Raw genomic sequence first — 15,856 nt, 5'->3', positions numbered from 1 at the left:
CTACAATTCTAAGATCGTCACCTTTTGGATGGAATCGACTTTTTGTAATTCTGCTTGCAACGCTTCATCGATTGCTTTATCAATATGGAGGAGCATAATCGCTTGCCCACCGATGGTTTCGCGTCCTACTTGCATGGTAGCGATATTGACTTCATAGACGCCGAGTAAGGTTCCCACTTTACCGATTACCCCTGGTTGGTCTTGATGCTGAATAAAGAGAAGATGCCCAGTAGGGGATAGATCAACCGAATAGCCGTTTACTTTGGTGATGCGGGCCCCAAATCCATTTAGGAGGGTTCCTTCTGCGCTATAGGAATCTTGTTCTGTTTCTACGTTTACGCGGATTAGTTGGGTAAATCCGTGATCATGGGATGATTTTTGCTCCACGATCTGAATCCCACGTTGTTTGGCAATTTCAGGAGCGTTGATATAATTGACACCCGAAAGATGGTGAGAAAGAACTCCCTTTAGAATGGTACGTGTGAGTGGTGCCACTTCCATGTTTGCCACTTCACCTGCATACGTAACAGTGATCTTCTTTAGTGCCCCTTTCGAGATCTGAGCCACAAACTCACCTAGTTTTTCTACTAGAGTTTGATAAGGAGCAATTTTTTGTTGGAGATCTGCTGGGATAGAAGGTAAGTTTACTGCATTTTTAAATGCTTCCTCGCGTAATACTTTGAGCACTTCTTCCGATACGTCGATCGCCACATTTTCTTGAGCTTCCACAGTAGAGGCTCCTAAGTGAGGAGTCACGATTACTTGATCTAACTCAAATAGAGAAGGTTGGACAGGAGGCTCTACCTCAAATACATCCAGAGCGGCTCCTGCTACTTTTCCTTCTACTAACGCTTTGTACAGGGCATCCTCGTCAATAATGCCTCCACGAGCACAGTTTAGGATGCGAGCGCCGTCTTTCATCATGGAAAATTCATTGTCACTGATTAGATGATGGGTTTGCTTTGTCAGAGGAGTATGAACCGAAATAAAATCCCCTTGTGCAATCGCTTCGTGAAGAGTCGCTTTTTGTACACCTAACTTCTCTGCACGTTCTTCGGTTAGATATGGGTCGAAGGCGACCACCTGCATGCGAAATGCTTTTGCTTTCTTAGCTAGTTCAGCCCCAATTCGTCCTAATCCAATGATGGAGAGGGTCTTTTTATTTAGCTCTATCCCTACAAACTCTTTCCGTTTCCATTCCCCTTGGATCGTAGAGCGGTAAGCCTGCGGAATGTTACGGGCGAGGGAGATCATCATGGCAAAGGTGTGTTCAGCCGTTGAGATGGTGTTTCCATCGGGTGCATTGATAACAATGACACCATGCTTGGTAGCAGCCGAGATATCAATGTTATCCACACCGACTCCTGCCCGACCAATTACCTTTAGCTTTTTCCCTTTAGCGATGACATCAGCCGTTACCTTCGTTTGGCTACGTACGAGCAGGGCATCAGCATCTTCGATCGCAATAAGAAGTTGCTCAGGGGTTAAATTGGTTTGACGAATTACTTTCACATCGGTTGCTTGTAGTAATTTTTCGATTCCTAGATCGCTTAGTGGATCGGTAATTAATACTTTATACATGGTTAAGGTACACCTCCTGGGCTGCTTTTACGCCAGAGCCAAGTGAGATCGGAACTCCTGCTTGGATAAGGGCGATTTCGAGTGCGCTTAAAACGGTTATTACGTCGAGAGCATCGCAGTAGCCCATATGGCCGATCCGGAAAATCTGTCCTTTAAGATGTTGTTGGCCACCTGCTACTAAGACGCGTAATTGTTTCAAGTGCTTTCTTACTTCTTCCGAGCTCCATGCCTCAGCTCCACCGTAGATCGAGGTAACCGTAGGAGAGGCGTCCTGGTCACTTGCCATGAGAGTGAGACCGAGGCTTTGTACGCCTGCTCGGCACATCTTCATTAGTAGCTCATGTCGCTGGAAGACTTGCTCGAATCCTTCTTCTTCTAACATACATAAGGCTTCTTTTAGACCGAGGAGAAGTGAGACAGCCGGAGTATAAGGGGTCGTGCTTTGTGATAAGCTGTTTCGATATTGAAGTAAATTCAGATAGAAGCTAGGTGTTTGATTCTGTTCGATTAGCTCCCATGCTCGCTCACTGACGGCGATAAACGCTAATCCTGGTGGCAACATAAGAGCTTTTTGCGAACCGGTCACCACGATATCAAGTCCCCAGTCATCCATTTGGCAAGGTACAGCTCCTAAGCAACTCACACCATCTACGATGAAGAGAGCTTCTGAGTGAGTGCGAACCACTTGAGATAGTTCTTGAATCGGATTCAAGACACCTGTAGACGTTTCACAATACGTGACAAAGACCGCTTTTGTCTTAGGATGTTGCTCGAGTGCTACTTGTAACTGTTTAGGTCTACATGATTTTCCCCATTCGATATCGAGACGATGAAGCGTGAAACCATAACGCTCCACGATTTTAGCAAAACGGTCTCCAAATGCGCCTGTGACAATCACGAGAGCTTCGTCTCCTGGCGATAATGTGTTGATCACAGCCGCTTCTAAAGCAGATGTACCGCTACTAGTGAGAATGAGTGGGTCTTGCTCTGTGCCAAAGATAGGCTTTAGTTGTTGACTACATTCGCGAATGAGCTGTGTAGCTTCTTGACTGCGATGTCCGAAGATCGGTTGATTCATCGCTTGTTGAACTCGTGGTGGGATAGGCGTAGGCCCAGGGATGCGCAGGTGAAACTTTTCCGAAAATGTCATAGGGATAATCCTCCTCTAAGTAAATAAAAAAGACCTTTCATCCCATACTCATCCTATTATGGATGAGGGACGAAAGGTCGTGGTGCCACCCTCAGTTTGTCATATGCTCACACATATGACCTTGCTGGTCGAAATAAAAGAAATCGACACATGGGATAACGGTTTCCACCGTACTAGCCTACTATCGATAGAGTTCAGCTAGTCTACTCCGGAGTGCTCGATGAATGATTTCCTGCCGATTCGCACCTACCACCGGCTCTCTGAGAGTGAATGCATTCACTTGGCTCCATCAAAGTAATGTCATATTTGAAGTTTCATTTACATTAACACGAATAATATAACGAGTCAACGAGTTTTAATTCGTGTTTTTAAACAGATTAATAAGAAAGAGAGCCGATTTGGCTCTCTCAGACTGTTTTTATTTTTATTTATTGCTTTGATAACGATCTAAGCATTCTTGGTATAGATTCGCGGCGAAATCTGCGTCTTTCCAACCATCGATGACAGTGGTTTTGTTTTCAAGATCTTTGTAGACGCGGAAGAAATGCTCGATTTCTTTCTTCACATGATTGGTTACGTCATCCAAGGATTTGATATCTTTAAAACGTGGATCTTCTGTTGGGACAGCAAGTACTTTTTCATCTTGGCCTTTGTCATCTGACATGACTAATACGCCAACTACACGGCTAGAGATAACGCAACCTGGGAAGGTTGGGAAGCTTGTAAGAACTAAGATGTCAAGTGGATCACCATCTTTAGCAAGAGTTCCTTCTAAGTAGCCGTATTCGGTTGGATAGTGCATAGGAGAAAATAATACACGATCCAGACGGAATACACCGTTTTCTTTGTCAAATTCATATTTGTTTTGACTTCCTGTAGGAATTTCGATAAAAGCATCTACTACTAGTTCTTTAGACATAAGGGTTCCTCCTATGTAATACGGTATGTAATGGACGATCGTGTGTAGCGAGTTTTGCTATCGTTTTCGTCTATTCCCATTGTATTCAGTTTCTGGAGAGGAAGCAAATAAAAAACAATACCTAGTAAACTTGAACAGAAGTTCACTAGGTATTGTAGTTGCAATCACACATATGAATGAGTGCAGTCTCAGAAAATATTAGTCTTCAACTTTAATAGAATCAGTTGGACAACCTTCTTGAGCGTCGCGAACATCATCATGTAAATTATCAGGTACATCAGCAGTACCAGTATTGTCGTCGAGGATTACGAATGCGATACCATCTTCATCGTAATCATACACGTCTGGTGCGGTTGCTCCACATGCGCCACAAGCAATACATGTGTCTTTATCAACCCAAGTACGCATAGGTTTCAAACCCCTCTCGTTTATCAAGCAAAATTGTGAACAAAGTCCACTTCCAAACCTCATTTTAGAACGATTTCCTACAGATTGCAAGGGAAAACAGAAGGCTCATTGTGAAAAGATCAAGATTTTTTTGTTATTTCATTAATGGAGAAGGATGTTTGCTTGTCTAAGCTCATAGACTAGTTTCAAACATTAAAGGAGAAACATACTATGATGGTGCGAAAGATTTTCTTGCTTCTGTTTACAGTTTTGCTTGTTTTGGTGACAGTGAGCGTAGAATACACTAACACAAATAGTTGGTGGCAATATCTAAACTATCGCTTCCTGATTGTTATGTTATTGTATATCAGCAGTATTTTTTTATGCATTACGAACTTTTTGTATGCATTTGGCATGTTGTTGGAGTCTTGGGAATGGACGCGGAAAGGGATAAATAGTGAATTTTTTATCTGTCTAGGATACATAGTACTTCTTTTGTTATTAATCTGGTCCTCTCCGTTGATTACTCTTCTTTTTTGTTTGTTAATAGGTTTACAAGAGGGGAAAAGATGGGTAAAGAAACAGAAAACCACCACGTGGCTTTGAGTGACTAATGCAAAAGCTTAGTAAATCGTGTAAAATAAAAGAAGAAAGAAATGGAGACCCGAGGACGGAACGGTTCACTCTTTCTCCACATATTATATGTTGTGTGGAGGTCTCCAGTGAGGGAGGGTTAATCATGCGTGTCGAGCGTCTAGGGGGAGACAAGGTCCGTTTCTTCTTGACCTTAGACGATCTCATGGATCGCGGGATCAAGAAAGAAGACATGTGGCGTGATATCCCTAAGGTACATGAATTGTTCAACGATATGATGGAGCATGCATACCAAGAATTGGGCTTTGAGATTGCTGGACCTGTTGCAGTAGAGGTGTTTGCAATGCCTGCACAAGGTATGGTTGTGGTGGTAACTCGTGGTCGTACACCACAGGCAAGCGATGATGACTTTGATACGGATGATATGTATGAGTTAGAAGTCACTATGGAAGAGACGGATCGAGTGATTTTCCGGTTCTCTGACCTCGAGTATCTGATTCAGGCAGCGATACGCATGAAGTCAATTATTCCTCAAGGTGGAAGAGTATACACCTACCAAGATGTTTACTATCTAGTGCTAGATGAAGGATTGGAAGCACCTAATCTGGATACACTGGTCGCAATGTTATCTGAGTATGGAGAAGCCTCTACTGTCACGGATGCTGTTCTTACTGAGTATGGCAAAGTAATCTGGGGGAATAATGCGATCCGTGAGATTAATAAATGTTTTGGTACAAGTGATTAAGGCACGTCCGGCGTAGGACGTGCTTTTTGTCATCAATAAAAACCCATTTTGTATTCTATGCAATTGATTCTGGGATCATAATGTAGTAGAGTGTGGTAGTGATAGGGGTTCTCTTACCTAATATAATTGGTGTATACTTGGTTTGCTATTACATTTCTACATGTTTCAGTCTTTTTCTTTTATTTGTAATTACTCTTCGAGGTGGTAATGATGGGACAACATACGATGGCCACAGGTCAGGAGTCTCGTGAACAGGAAAATCTAGATGTACTTGTATCAACACAAACGGTTATTAAAGAAGCACTTGATAAGCTTGGGTATTCAGAAGCGATGTATGAATTGCTAAAGGAACCACAACGTGTATTGACTGTACGTATCCCCATTAAAATGGATGACGGTTCTGTACAGGTATTTACTGGATATCGCGCACAACATAACGATGCAGTGGGTCCAACTAAGGGTGGAGTGCGTTTTCATCCAGATGTGACCGAATCAGAAGTGAAAGCGCTTTCAATTTGGATGAGTTTAAAATCGGGAATTGTCGATTTGCCATACGGCGGTGGTAAAGGTGGTATCATCTGCGATCCACGTAAGATGTCATTTGGTGAGCTAGAACGTATCTCTCGTGGATATGTACGAGCTATTAGTCAGTTAGTTGGACCTACCAAGGATATCCCTGCACCAGACGTATTTACAAACTCTCAAGTAATGGCATGGATGATGGACGAATATAGCCGCATTCGTGAATTCGATTCACCTGGCTTTATTACAGGTAAGCCTTTAGTACTTGGAGGATCACGAGGACGTGAAACTGCTACTGCTAAAGGTGTTACGATCATGGTCGGGGAAGCTGCTAAAAAACGTGGCTTAGAATTAAAAGGCGCGCGAGTCGTTGTTCAAGGTTTTGGTAATGCAGGTAGTTTCCTAGCCAAATTTATGCATGAAGCAGGTGCAAAAGTAATCGGAATTTCCGATGCACAGGCGGCTTTGCATGATCCAAATGGCTTAGATATAGAATATTTGATTGAGCGTCGTGATTCTTTCGGAACCGTAACCAATCTATTTAAAGAGACGATTACAAACCAAGAATTATTAGAGCTTGATTGTGATATTTTGGTACCAGCTGCGGTTGAAAACCAAATTACGGCAAAAAATGCTCATAACATTAAAGCCGGCATTGTAGTAGAAGCGGCGAATGGTCCAACGACACTAGAAGCGACGAAGATTCTTCATGAACGTGGTGTGTTGATCGTTCCAGACGTACTCGCAAGTGCGGGCGGAGTGACGGTTTCTTATTTCGAGTGGGTTCAGAATAACCAAGGGTATTACTGGACTGAGGAAGAAGTAGAAGAGAAACTCGAAAAAGTGATGGTTAAAGGCTTTGAGAATGTTTATAACGCTGCTGAATCTAGGGGCGTGGATATGCGTTTGGCTGCCTACATGGTAGGGGTACGTAAGATGGCTGAGGCATCACGCTTCAGAGGTTGGGTATAATAAGAATAGTGATTTTGAATATGAAAACGCCCTATAAAATGGGTGTTTTTCTTTTGGAAAAGGAATGAATTTGGATGCAGGAAGCCATTATTATTGGTGCGGGCCCTTGTGGGTTGTCCACAGCTATAGAATTGAAAAAGGCAGGAATCGAGCCACTCGTCCTAGAAAAGGGATGTGCTGTTAACTCTATCTATCACTACCCGTTGTCTATGACATTTTTTAGTACTCCTGATAAGATCGAAATAGGTGGAATCCCTTTTATCTCTTCCAAAGAGAGACCAAGTAGGGAAGAGGCACTCAAGTATTTTCGTACACTTGCTCATCTGTTTCAAATTCCGATTCATACACATGAAGAAGTAATCGATATACAGCAAACACCAGATGGATTCCGTATAACCAGTGAAAACCGCCAAGGGAAGCAGATTTATGAGACCCGGAATGTCATCCTTGCTACTGGTTATTATGATAATCCTAATCTACTACAGGTATCAGGGGAGGAATTGCCCCATGTTCATCATTACTTTAAAGATGCACATCCTTATGCGCATCAAAAAGCGGTCGTCATAGGGGGTCGTAACTCTGCTATTGATACCGCTTTAGAGTTATCGTTAGCGGGAACGGATGTCACGATGGTATATCGTAAAGATGCGTTCCCATCTAGCGTGAAGGCATGGGTGCTACCACAAATTGAAGCGGCTATTGAACATGGACGAGTGAAGATGGTCTGGGAAGCGCAGATCCAGGAAATTACACCACATGAGGTGATTGTGGACGCGAAAGGGCAACAGATATCGATTCCGGCTGATGTCGTATTTGCTATGATCGGCTATCATCCCAACCTATCTCTTTTAGAGAAGCTGGGTGTTAAGGTCGATTCGGAGCGATATGTTCCCATTTTAAGCGACTCGATGGAAACGAGCATTTCAGGTACCTATTTAGCAGGTGTAGTGGCTACAGGATTTGATTCAACTAAGATTTTTATTGAAAATGGACGTTATCATGGGAGGAAGATAGCAGAAGATCTAATAAGGAAGCGGTCTACATAAGATATCTATTTTTCATGTTTTTTTCGATAAATACAGATCATAAAGATCCACCTGCTTAAAACATCTAGTACCCAATATAGTAGTGTATACGATAATGTGATACCCATTGTTTTAAATAGAAAAGAGCGATGATCGTCTCGAATGAAAGTTAAATCGCCTTCACTGTAATACAACATCAGACCGAATAGAGTAAGTTGGCTTGTGAGTAGGTGTAGGCAAGGGGAGACAATATAGTAATTCCATTTTCGTTTGAAGATCAAATGATCGATATGACTGGAAATGTATATCGTTAAAATGATCGAGATCCAACCAAGTAGAAGATATAAATACTTAATCATGAGATTGAAATAGTACAAGCACGATCATAAGTAAAGCTACGAATGCTGATAACCCCTTCCGCTCAGGTGACCAATCATCTCGTTCTTTTATTTTCATTCATACTGTCCCTTTCAATAACTTATTTGAAAACAATATAAATATTTATTTAAAAAGTAATATTATCATGATCCCTATACTGGGTACAGGACGAAATGGAAAGGTGGCACCTGCTACAGTTACGTGGGTTAGCACTACGCCGGGTACACCTGTCGTACGCAATAATTCTCTCTCATTTTATTTGGCTACGAATATCTCCAATACGGCAGCCTATACTGTTTATGTATCCACGAATATATAAACAGTATGTGAGAACAAAAAGAAGAACGCCTCAGCCATTCGAATTGGCTGAGGCGTTCTTGTATGCGTCTATTCATTTACTTCAAAAACAATGATATCAGAAACAATCCCGCAATTACGAATAACACAATATTTTCTTTACGAAAATCTTTCTTGATGATCCGGACGACGGCGTAGCTGATAAAGCCGAATGCCATTCCATCTGGGATGCTTTGTGTGAAGCCGATGAAGATGATAAGCAAAAAGGCAGGGATGGCTTCGCTGAGATTATGGAATGGAATCTCTTTTACGGATTGAAACATGAGTGCTCCGACGATGACTAAAATGGGGGAGGTAGCGCTGTTGGGAATCATATTAATAAATGGTAAGAATAATAGTGTTACCGCAAAGGCAAGTCCAGTCGTAACGGCTGTTAGCCCGGTTCGTCCGCCTACAGCTGTTCCGGCTGCACTTTCGGCTGCGCTAATGGTCGGGCTGGTGCCAAATAATCCGGATACCATAGCTGTAATGGAACCCGCTTTTAAGGATCGTACGAACCGATCTTTGTTAGGTAGAAGTCCTTGAAGCAAGCCAACATGTTCAAATACAGAGAGAAGGGTTAAAGAGAAAACAGCTAACCAAAAATCTACTTTTCCCATGTCTTTGAGTGAAAACGAGCCGAAGAACGAGCTGTATTCGCTTATTTGTAAAGGTTGAGACGCCGATAAGTTTGTGATCCCAATATAAGCGGCTAAGCCAGTGATGGAAAGAATGGTTAGCAAAAATGCTGTTTTTAGATCCAGTATAAATAATACGAGTGCAATCAAAAGACCGATTAAGGTTAGGATCACTTGTGGGTCACTCAGATTACCTAATTGAAGTCCAGTTTGAGGGTGAACCAAGATGATTCCCCCTTTTTGTAGACCGATAAAGGTGATCAGGACACCAATACCTACGGAGATGGCGTGCTTAAGAGATGCAGGGATTGCTTTGGTAATTTTTACGCCTAGACTGGTAAAAGCGACGAGTATGAAAATAAGACCTGAGATTACGACGATTCCAAGGGCTGACTGCCACGATAATCCTTGATTTTGGACGATGGTATAGGTGAAATACGTGTTAATACCCATGCCGGGTACGAGGACGATAGGAGCGTTTGCGTATAGCCCCATTAATAGACAGCCGAAGATCGAGACAAAAACAGTTGCCAAAACGGCCATCTGAAGATTGATTCCGCTATCATGTAGGATGGAACTATTTACCACAATGATATAGGCTACGGTGAAAAATGTGGTTAAGCCTGCGGTAATTTCTCGTTGAAAAGTAGTATTATTTTTTTCAAACTCAAAGAGTGTATGAAGTGGTTTCACGATTGATTCCCTCGATTTCTAACTAAAATAGGATTTGATTTTGGCTAAGTTGGTGGTTTGTTCTAAGATCATGCTTAGGAAGATTCTTATTTTCTGACCATTTCCTTGGGCAAGAATGCAACCAAGTTCTTCTAAATGTTTCCCTCCTCCTTCATAAGCATACGTGGTACCTGTCGCACTATAGGCACATCGGGAAGTGATGACGACGGGGATCCCGAATTGAATCGCTTCCACGATGGAAGGGATAACAGCGGGTGGTAGATGTCCGAAGCCTAATGCTTGAATGACGATGCCATCTTTTTTACTAGCAATTGCCCAATCGGTATAAGAACGATCCATGCCTGCGTAAGCAGTGAAGAGCACGACATCTTTGGTTAAGTATTGGATCGGGAATTGTGGATGGTCGAGTGCCGGGACAATCCACTCGAATTCGTCTGCTTTCAAACGTTTTGCCATGGGACCGACTACTAAGGATTCAAAGAAAGGAAGACGGTCTGGGTATGTTTTTGTCATATAGATCGGGCTGTGTACTTCATTTTGAAACACAACTAAGACTCCGTGGGGCTCAGACTCGGGCAATGTTGCAATATGTACAGAATGAACGAGATTTTGCAATCCATCAAAACTAGCCTCGCTTTGATTGGACATCGAACCTGTGATGATAACCGGCTTTCCTTTTGGCAAGACATGTTGTAGATAATAGGCCGTTTCCTCCATGGTATCAGTCCCGTGGGTGATGACGACTCCATCAATTTCGGGTTGCTCTAGATAATAGGTCACTTTTTGAGCGAGATTTACCATATGATCGAGTGTCATGTGGGGGCTTGGAATATTAAGATAGGAATCCACTTGTATGTGGGCATAGGGTGAAAATAGGGAAATGTTATCTGTGATAAATGAGAAACTAGTAGGCTTTGCTCCTTTTGATTCAGGATCTACAGCCATCCCAATCGTGCCACCCGTTGTAATGATTTGAATTGTTTTCATCAAAGTGCCTGCCTTTCCGAGATGACTAACCTTAGTATTATACGATAAAGGTGTATGAAATCAAAGAGATCGGTATGCAACTATGCATACCGATCTCTTTGATTTTAGGATGTCTCTCTATTTCCGACAAAGCGCAGAGCGCGGCTGAGTGTTGTTGCGACGACAGATAGATGATTTTCAAATTCTGCGTTGTGAAAGTTCATCTGAAATGAGTGGTTAGTCAGAGATTGGAGGCGTTCAGATAGAGCAGTAGCATCTTTGACCATGTGATCCAGCTCTAGGGAGCCGACCGTAAGAAATAGCCGGATTTTAGAAGAAAGGGATGAGATGAGGGAAGCGAAATCAGCTTCTCTAGTTAACACATCACATTGGTTCCACCAGATGGAAGGGCTACTGGCGATATATCCTTGGAAAGCTTGAGGTTTGGTAAAGAGTACTTCGAGTACAAACAAACCTCCTAGAGAATGGCCGAGAAGGGTCTGCCTGGTTTCATCCACTTGGTATTTTTCTAGAATAAGCGGCTTTAGTTCGGATTCGATAAAGTGTAAAAATTGATGGGCGCCACCTGATTCGGGCCATTTTTCTCCATTTGGCTTGGGAGGAATTTCGGATGCGGATGGTACTGTAAAATCATAAAAGCGACGTGGAAGGTTAAAGTCTTTGTCACCCGGATAACCGATGCTGACGACAACAGAAGGATGAACCCCTGTTTTGTCGGACCTCTTTGATTGTAAGCGGACTTGTTCATGTATGGTCTGGAAAAAGGCATTTCCATCTAGCACATAAATTATGGGGTATCCCGTCTGAGGCGCCGGTTGGGACGGTACTGAAATATCGAGATGATAGGGTAGATTGAATTCATTGCTGTGTACAACCCAGCGATCTATATGAGGAGAAGATGATTCGATTTTACTGATGCTCCTGCTCATGTGGCAACATTCTCCTTTTCTTTATGTAATACGAACTCTTCTTCTGCTAATGCACTTTCATATCCAAAGCAAACAGGTGAACCATTAGACGGATCGACCATGATTCGGGCGTCGATATGAAAGATTTGCTTTAAGGTATCCGCTGTAATCAGTTCATGAGGACTCCCTGTTGCCATGATCTTTCCGTCCCGCATCCCCACGATTTCATGCGAAAACCGCGCGGCATGGTTAATATCATGCAGTACCATGACAACGGTGCATTGATGATGGTGGTTTAGGTTTTCGACGATTTGTAAGACATCTAATTGATGGGCTAAATCTAGATAAGTAGTCGGTTCATCGAGTAGTAGGACCGTCGTATCTTGCGCGAGTGCCATGGCTAACCAGACTTTTTGCCGTTGCCCTCCTGACAAGCTACCGAGTGGACGATCGCGGTAGGGGAGGGTGTGAGTAATTTCGAGAGCCCATTCAATCTTTTCTTTGTCCTCAGTGGTTAGATTGCTGATATTTTTACGATGCGGATATCTACCATATGAAATCAGCTCTTCCACTCCTAGTTCTCCAGGAGCTATAGGATTTTGAGGAAGCAAGGTAAGACGTTTGGCGATTTCCTGTGTAGGAAGGGTATTGATATCTTGGTCCTGCAAGTAGACTTTTCCGAACTTCGGTTTGAGAATGCGACCCATGGTTTTGAGTAATGTGGATTTCCCACAGCCATTGGGGCCGATAATGGTGGTAATTTTGCCTTTGATCACATCTAGACACAGATTTTCAAAGATTACATTTCCCTCATATCTTGCTTCCGCATTTTCTACACGTAGGATACTCATAGCGATCTCTCCTAAAATCTAACTTCTAGCCGTTAATAGTAAATAAAGAAAATAAGGTACACCGATGATGGAGATGACGATCCCTACTGATATTTCTGCTGGGAATAGATTCTTGGCGATAAAGTCGGATCCGACGACAAGCGTCATGCCGATTAAGCCACAGATGGGGATGATGTAGCGATGCCTCAGCCCAACGAGTTGCTTGGCGATATGAGGAGCCATCAGCCCGATAAAACCAATTCCACCTGATACAGAGACACAGGCACTTACCAGCCCAATACTACTTAATAGCAGGATCGCTTTCTCTTTTTCTAACGAGACACCTAAGCTTTTCAAGCTAGATTCCTCTAGTTGAAACAAGTCAAGCAAGTAAGATTTTCGATAAATTGGGATGAGGAGGATGAACCATGGTAGCATGGCGAAAATGGATTGCCAGTTCGCATTGTACACACTCCCCATACTCCAGAGGGTTGCCATTTCAAAGTCGGTTGACTTCATTTTCAGTGATAGATACATAGCGAGCGCGCCAAAGCCAGAGCTGATGGCAATCCCGGTTAGAATCAGCCGTTGTGTATCGATCCGACCATTCTTCCAAGCCAACAGATAAATGATAACTGCGGCCCCTAGCCCACCAATTAATCCAAACAAAGGTTGCATGAGAACCGAAAACGAACCAATCTGCTCATGAAAAAAGAATAAGAATAGGACGATCGCTGCACCTGCACCTGCATTAATCCCTAAAATTCCAGGATCGGCTAATCCATTTTTTGTGACCCCTTGGATGACAGCTCCAGCGATTCCGAGTCCAAGCCCTACTAAACTGGCAACGACAATTCGAGGGAGTCGGAGGTCGAATAAGACAAAATCATGCGTTGGAACGGGATTGATTCGTAGGAAAGCATGTAAGACATCGCTTACGGTGAGGTCAAAGGTTCCATTGGTTAAACTGATATAAAATAATGTGATAAGCAGGGCGATAAGGATCAATAAACTCTTTATATAACGAAAGCCCGTTGGTTTAGACAACATTCTTTCCCCCCTTAGAGCGAATGAGATAGAGGAAGAAAGGGACACCGATAATGGCAGTTAAAACACCAATCGGAGTTTCAAACGGATAATTAATAAAGCGGCTTAGGATATCGCATATAGCGAGGAATAGCCCGCCCACGATTCCTGCGCAGGGAATGACCCATTTATAGTCGATCCCTACTAGAAACCGAGTCATATGTGGGATGATAAGTCCAACGAATCCGATTTTTCCAACTAAAGCAACTGCCGTTCCGGTTAGGAAGATAACAGCTAACATGGATATTATTTTTATGTATTTGGTACGTTGTCCAAGGGTAATGGAGATATCTTCGCCCAGTGAGAGAATGGTAATGGATTTGGATACATATAAAGCAAGGATAATGCCGATTACACCAAAAGGAATTGCTAGTTTCAGCATACTCGGATCAATTTGATGCAACCTGGCATTGTACCAGAAGCTAACGTTTTGTGATACTTGAAAGTAAGAGGCAATCGCAGCGGAAAGACTGCTTAAAAAGGTTCCAATTACGGTACCGATGATGGCTAGTCGAATCGGAGAAAGCCCATTTCGAATGAGCGAACCAAAGCCAAATACGATGATGGCACCGAGTGCGGACCCGATCATAGAGGCAAATATCATCTGATAAGAAGAAAGGCTTGGGATAAAAACCATACATAAGGTAATGACAAAAACGGATCCATCCGTAACACCCATAATAGAAGGGGATGCAAGATAATTTCTTGTCATCCCCTGCATGAGTGCACCCGATATGGCTAGATATGCACCTACGAGTAATGCGCCTAGTGCTCTAGGGACTCGCGAACTTTGAATAATCGCATGATCCTGGTTGTCTGCATGATAGTGAAAGATTGCGTTCCAAACGGTCATGGGATCAAACGATTTTGCTCCGTAGAGAATGGATAGAAAAATGACTAGAACAATCAACAATGGAGCAGTCAAAATGATCATTTTAGGTACTCGATTTTTATTTACCATATCAGTGACACACCTAACTTACTTACTTTTTCATTTGTTCTGCTGCTTTTAAGAATGCAATTTTGCTCCACGCGGTTCCGCCTTGGGCCATTGGATCTACAGTGTTTACATAGACTTTTTTATTTTTGACGGCTTGGATGGTGTTCCAGATTGGATTCTTTTGCAGTTCTTCTAATGCTTGTTTCTTGTCCGCATTTTCACTTTCCGCAAATTGAACAAAAATATAGTCTGGATTGATTTCAGCAAATTTTTCTAAGGAAACGACTTCTTGTGCTTTAAGGGATTGAAGTTCTTTTGGAACGGTTAGCCCTAGATCGTTATATAAAACAGGATTGAAGTAAATATTGCTCGGATAAAGATTGATGTTTCCGCCGCGAATTCGAATAATAACGGCTTTCTTATCTTTCATAGGTTGAAGGGATTCCTTTAGTTTAGCGGCATCCTCTTTATATTTGCTGATAACCTGATCTGCTTTTTCCTTGTTTTTCGTTAGTTCTCCCATTAATTTAAGGTTCGCTTCCCAGTTTGTAGAAATATGGGAGACAGGGAGCATAGGAGCGATTTTGTTTAATTTTTCTACTACATCAGGTTGAAACTTTGATGTTCCCATAATGACATCCGGCTTTAATGTGAGGAGAGCTTCATAATTCGGTTGTTGTTTTTCGCCGATTGATTTAGCACCGTCTAATTCTTTAGCAAGATAACTAGGAAGTTTTCCTCCTACTGTAATCGAGCCTACTGGTTTTACACCTAGTACAGCGGCATCTTCCATCGATTCTAGACTAGCAGTTACGATGTTTTTTACTTGAGCAGGGACTTTATACTCTTTATTGAGATAAGAAAGGGTTTGTGTTTTACCACTTTCACTGGAAACGGTTTCGGTTTTGTTGCTACAAGCAACGAGTACGAATAACAACGTAAAAACAGCTACTAGATTAAATCTGACGAAATTCTTTTTCACTATAGTTTCTCCTTTATGTAAACAAATAGGTTACAATAACATTGATAATCATTATCATCATCAATATAGCTTTGATTCAAACTTGAGTCAATACAAAAAACACAAAAAGATAACGTATATAACAATCCTATTACAAAATTCATCTTTTTATATATAAAAAAATAATGTTACAACTAACTTAAA

General features: G+C 42.3%; 14 protein-coding genes and 1 other annotated feature. Of the genes, 3 read left to right on the top strand and 11 right to left on the bottom strand.

Translation table 11 applies throughout. The features are described 5' to 3' along the window. The 4 genes from serA to J2Z48_RS11115 form a co-directional block, all read right to left on the bottom strand. Entirely contained in the window at window positions 1–1,581 is a 1,581-nt protein-coding gene (gene serA, locus J2Z48_RS11130) for a phosphoglycerate dehydrogenase (protein ID WP_307253534.1), read from the bottom strand. Further along, a complete protein-coding gene (locus tag J2Z48_RS11125) occupies window positions 1,574–2,731 on the bottom strand; it encodes a pyridoxal-phosphate-dependent aminotransferase family protein (protein WP_307253532.1) in 1,158 nt (385 codons plus the stop codon). The genes serA and J2Z48_RS11125 overlap by 8 nt, the downstream gene beginning before the upstream one ends. 62 nt (window positions 2,732–2,793) lie before the next feature. Further along, window positions 2,794–3,033, bottom strand: a binding site (T-box leader). A gap of 122 nt (window positions 3,034–3,155) precedes the next feature. Beyond that, window positions 3,156–3,650, bottom strand: a complete 495-nt coding sequence (locus J2Z48_RS11120; protein ID WP_307253529.1) for an inorganic diphosphatase — start codon at window positions 3,648–3,650, stop codon at window positions 3,156–3,158. Window positions 3,651–3,848: 198 nt separating this feature from the next. Next, on the bottom strand, window positions 3,849–4,058 hold the full coding sequence (locus J2Z48_RS11115) for a ferredoxin (protein ID WP_072330023.1): 210 nt from the start codon (window positions 4,056–4,058) through the stop codon (window positions 3,849–3,851). Window positions 4,059–4,776: 718 nt separating this feature from the next. Between J2Z48_RS11115 and J2Z48_RS11110 the strand changes: the two genes are divergently transcribed. The 3 genes from J2Z48_RS11110 (at window position 4,777) to J2Z48_RS11100 (ending at window position 7,916) form a co-directional block, all read left to right on the top strand. Further along, window positions 4,777–5,376 (top strand): genetic competence negative regulator, encoded by a 600-nt coding sequence (locus J2Z48_RS11110; protein ID WP_131847967.1) that lies wholly within the window; start codon window positions 4,777–4,779, stop codon window positions 5,374–5,376. 210 nt (window positions 5,377–5,586) lie between these two features. Beyond that, window positions 5,587–6,870 carry a Glu/Leu/Phe/Val family dehydrogenase gene (locus J2Z48_RS11105; protein WP_370872926.1) on the top strand — a complete coding sequence of 428 codons (1,284 nt, stop codon included), beginning with the start codon at window positions 5,587–5,589 and terminating at the stop codon, window positions 6,868–6,870. Between the two features lie 74 nt (window positions 6,871–6,944). Then, a complete protein-coding gene (locus tag J2Z48_RS11100) occupies window positions 6,945–7,916 on the top strand; it encodes a YpdA family putative bacillithiol disulfide reductase (RefSeq protein ID WP_307253522.1) in 972 nt (323 codons plus the stop codon). A gap of 752 nt (window positions 7,917–8,668) precedes the next feature. Here the strand turns inward: J2Z48_RS11100 and J2Z48_RS11095 are convergent. The 7 genes from J2Z48_RS11095 to J2Z48_RS11065 form a co-directional block, all read right to left on the bottom strand. Beyond that, complete coding sequence (locus J2Z48_RS11095; RefSeq protein ID WP_307253519.1) at window positions 8,669–9,940, bottom strand: NCS2 family permease; 1,272 nt, start codon at window positions 9,938–9,940, stop codon at window positions 8,669–8,671. Window positions 9,941–9,958: 18 nt separating this feature from the next. Beyond that, window positions 9,959–10,927 carry an asparaginase gene (locus J2Z48_RS11090; RefSeq protein WP_307253517.1) on the bottom strand — a complete coding sequence of 323 codons (969 nt, stop codon included), beginning with the start codon at window positions 10,925–10,927 and terminating at the stop codon, window positions 9,959–9,961. Window positions 10,928–11,031: 104 nt separating this feature from the next. Beyond that, complete coding sequence (locus J2Z48_RS11085; protein ID WP_307253514.1) at window positions 11,032–11,856, bottom strand: alpha/beta hydrolase; 825 nt, start codon at window positions 11,854–11,856, stop codon at window positions 11,032–11,034. Next, window positions 11,853–12,686 (bottom strand): ABC transporter ATP-binding protein, encoded by an 834-nt coding sequence (locus J2Z48_RS11080; RefSeq protein WP_307253511.1) that lies wholly within the window; start codon window positions 12,684–12,686, stop codon window positions 11,853–11,855. The genes J2Z48_RS11085 and J2Z48_RS11080 overlap by 4 nt, the downstream gene beginning before the upstream one ends. Before the next feature lie 18 nt (window positions 12,687–12,704). Then, a complete protein-coding gene (locus J2Z48_RS11075) occupies window positions 12,705–13,715 on the bottom strand; it encodes a FecCD family ABC transporter permease (RefSeq protein ID WP_307253509.1) in 1,011 nt (336 codons plus the stop codon). Then, window positions 13,705–14,712: a FecCD family ABC transporter permease gene (locus J2Z48_RS11070; RefSeq protein ID WP_307253506.1), complete on the bottom strand. Its 1,008-nt coding sequence runs from the start codon at window positions 14,710–14,712 to the stop codon at window positions 13,705–13,707. The genes J2Z48_RS11075 and J2Z48_RS11070 overlap by 11 nt, the downstream gene beginning before the upstream one ends. 22 nt (window positions 14,713–14,734) lie before the next feature. Then, a complete protein-coding gene (locus J2Z48_RS11065; RefSeq protein ID WP_370872923.1) occupies window positions 14,735–15,673 on the bottom strand; it encodes an ABC transporter substrate-binding protein in 939 nt (312 codons plus the stop codon). Window positions 15,674–15,856: the final 183 nt, after the last annotated feature.

Origin of the sequence: Croceifilum oryzae (genome assembly GCF_030814315.1) — a bacterium.
Taxonomy (GTDB): domain Bacteria; phylum Bacillota; class Bacilli; order Thermoactinomycetales; family Thermoactinomycetaceae; genus Baia; species Baia oryzae.
Note: the sequence above shows the minus strand (reverse complement) of the source record. Positions and strands in the feature narration are given on the sequence as shown.

Coding starts and splice junctions, on each gene's coding strand:
- J2Z48_RS11070 (WP_307253506.1), bottom strand. CDS start 14,712: ATGGTAAATAAAAATCGAGTACCTAAAATGATCATTTTGACTGCTCCA.
- J2Z48_RS11085 (WP_307253514.1), bottom strand. CDS start 11,856: ATGAGCAGGAGCATCAGTAAAATCGAATCATCTTCTCCTCATATAGAT.
- J2Z48_RS11115 (WP_072330023.1), bottom strand. CDS start 4,058: ATGCGTACTTGGGTTGATAAAGACACATGTATTGCTTGTGGCGCATGT.
- J2Z48_RS11110 (WP_131847967.1), top strand. CDS start 4,777: ATGCGTGTCGAGCGTCTAGGGGGAGACAAGGTCCGTTTCTTCTTGACC.
- J2Z48_RS11125 (WP_307253532.1), bottom strand. CDS start 2,731: ATGACATTTTCGGAAAAGTTTCACCTGCGCATCCCTGGGCCTACGCCT.
- J2Z48_RS11090 (WP_307253517.1), bottom strand. CDS start 10,927: ATGAAAACAATTCAAATCATTACAACGGGTGGCACGATTGGGATGGCT.
- J2Z48_RS11075 (WP_307253509.1), bottom strand. CDS start 13,715: ATGTTGTCTAAACCAACGGGCTTTCGTTATATAAAGAGTTTATTGATC.
- J2Z48_RS11080 (WP_307253511.1), bottom strand. CDS start 12,686: ATGAGTATCCTACGTGTAGAAAATGCGGAAGCAAGATATGAGGGAAAT.
- serA (WP_307253534.1), bottom strand. CDS start 1,581: ATGTATAAAGTATTAATTACCGATCCACTAAGCGATCTAGGAATCGAA.
- J2Z48_RS11100 (WP_307253522.1), top strand. CDS start 6,945: ATGCAGGAAGCCATTATTATTGGTGCGGGCCCTTGTGGGTTGTCCACA.
- J2Z48_RS11120 (WP_307253529.1), bottom strand. CDS start 3,650: ATGTCTAAAGAACTAGTAGTAGATGCTTTTATCGAAATTCCTACAGGA.
- J2Z48_RS11105 (WP_370872926.1), top strand. CDS start 5,587: ATGGGACAACATACGATGGCCACAGGTCAGGAGTCTCGTGAACAGGAA.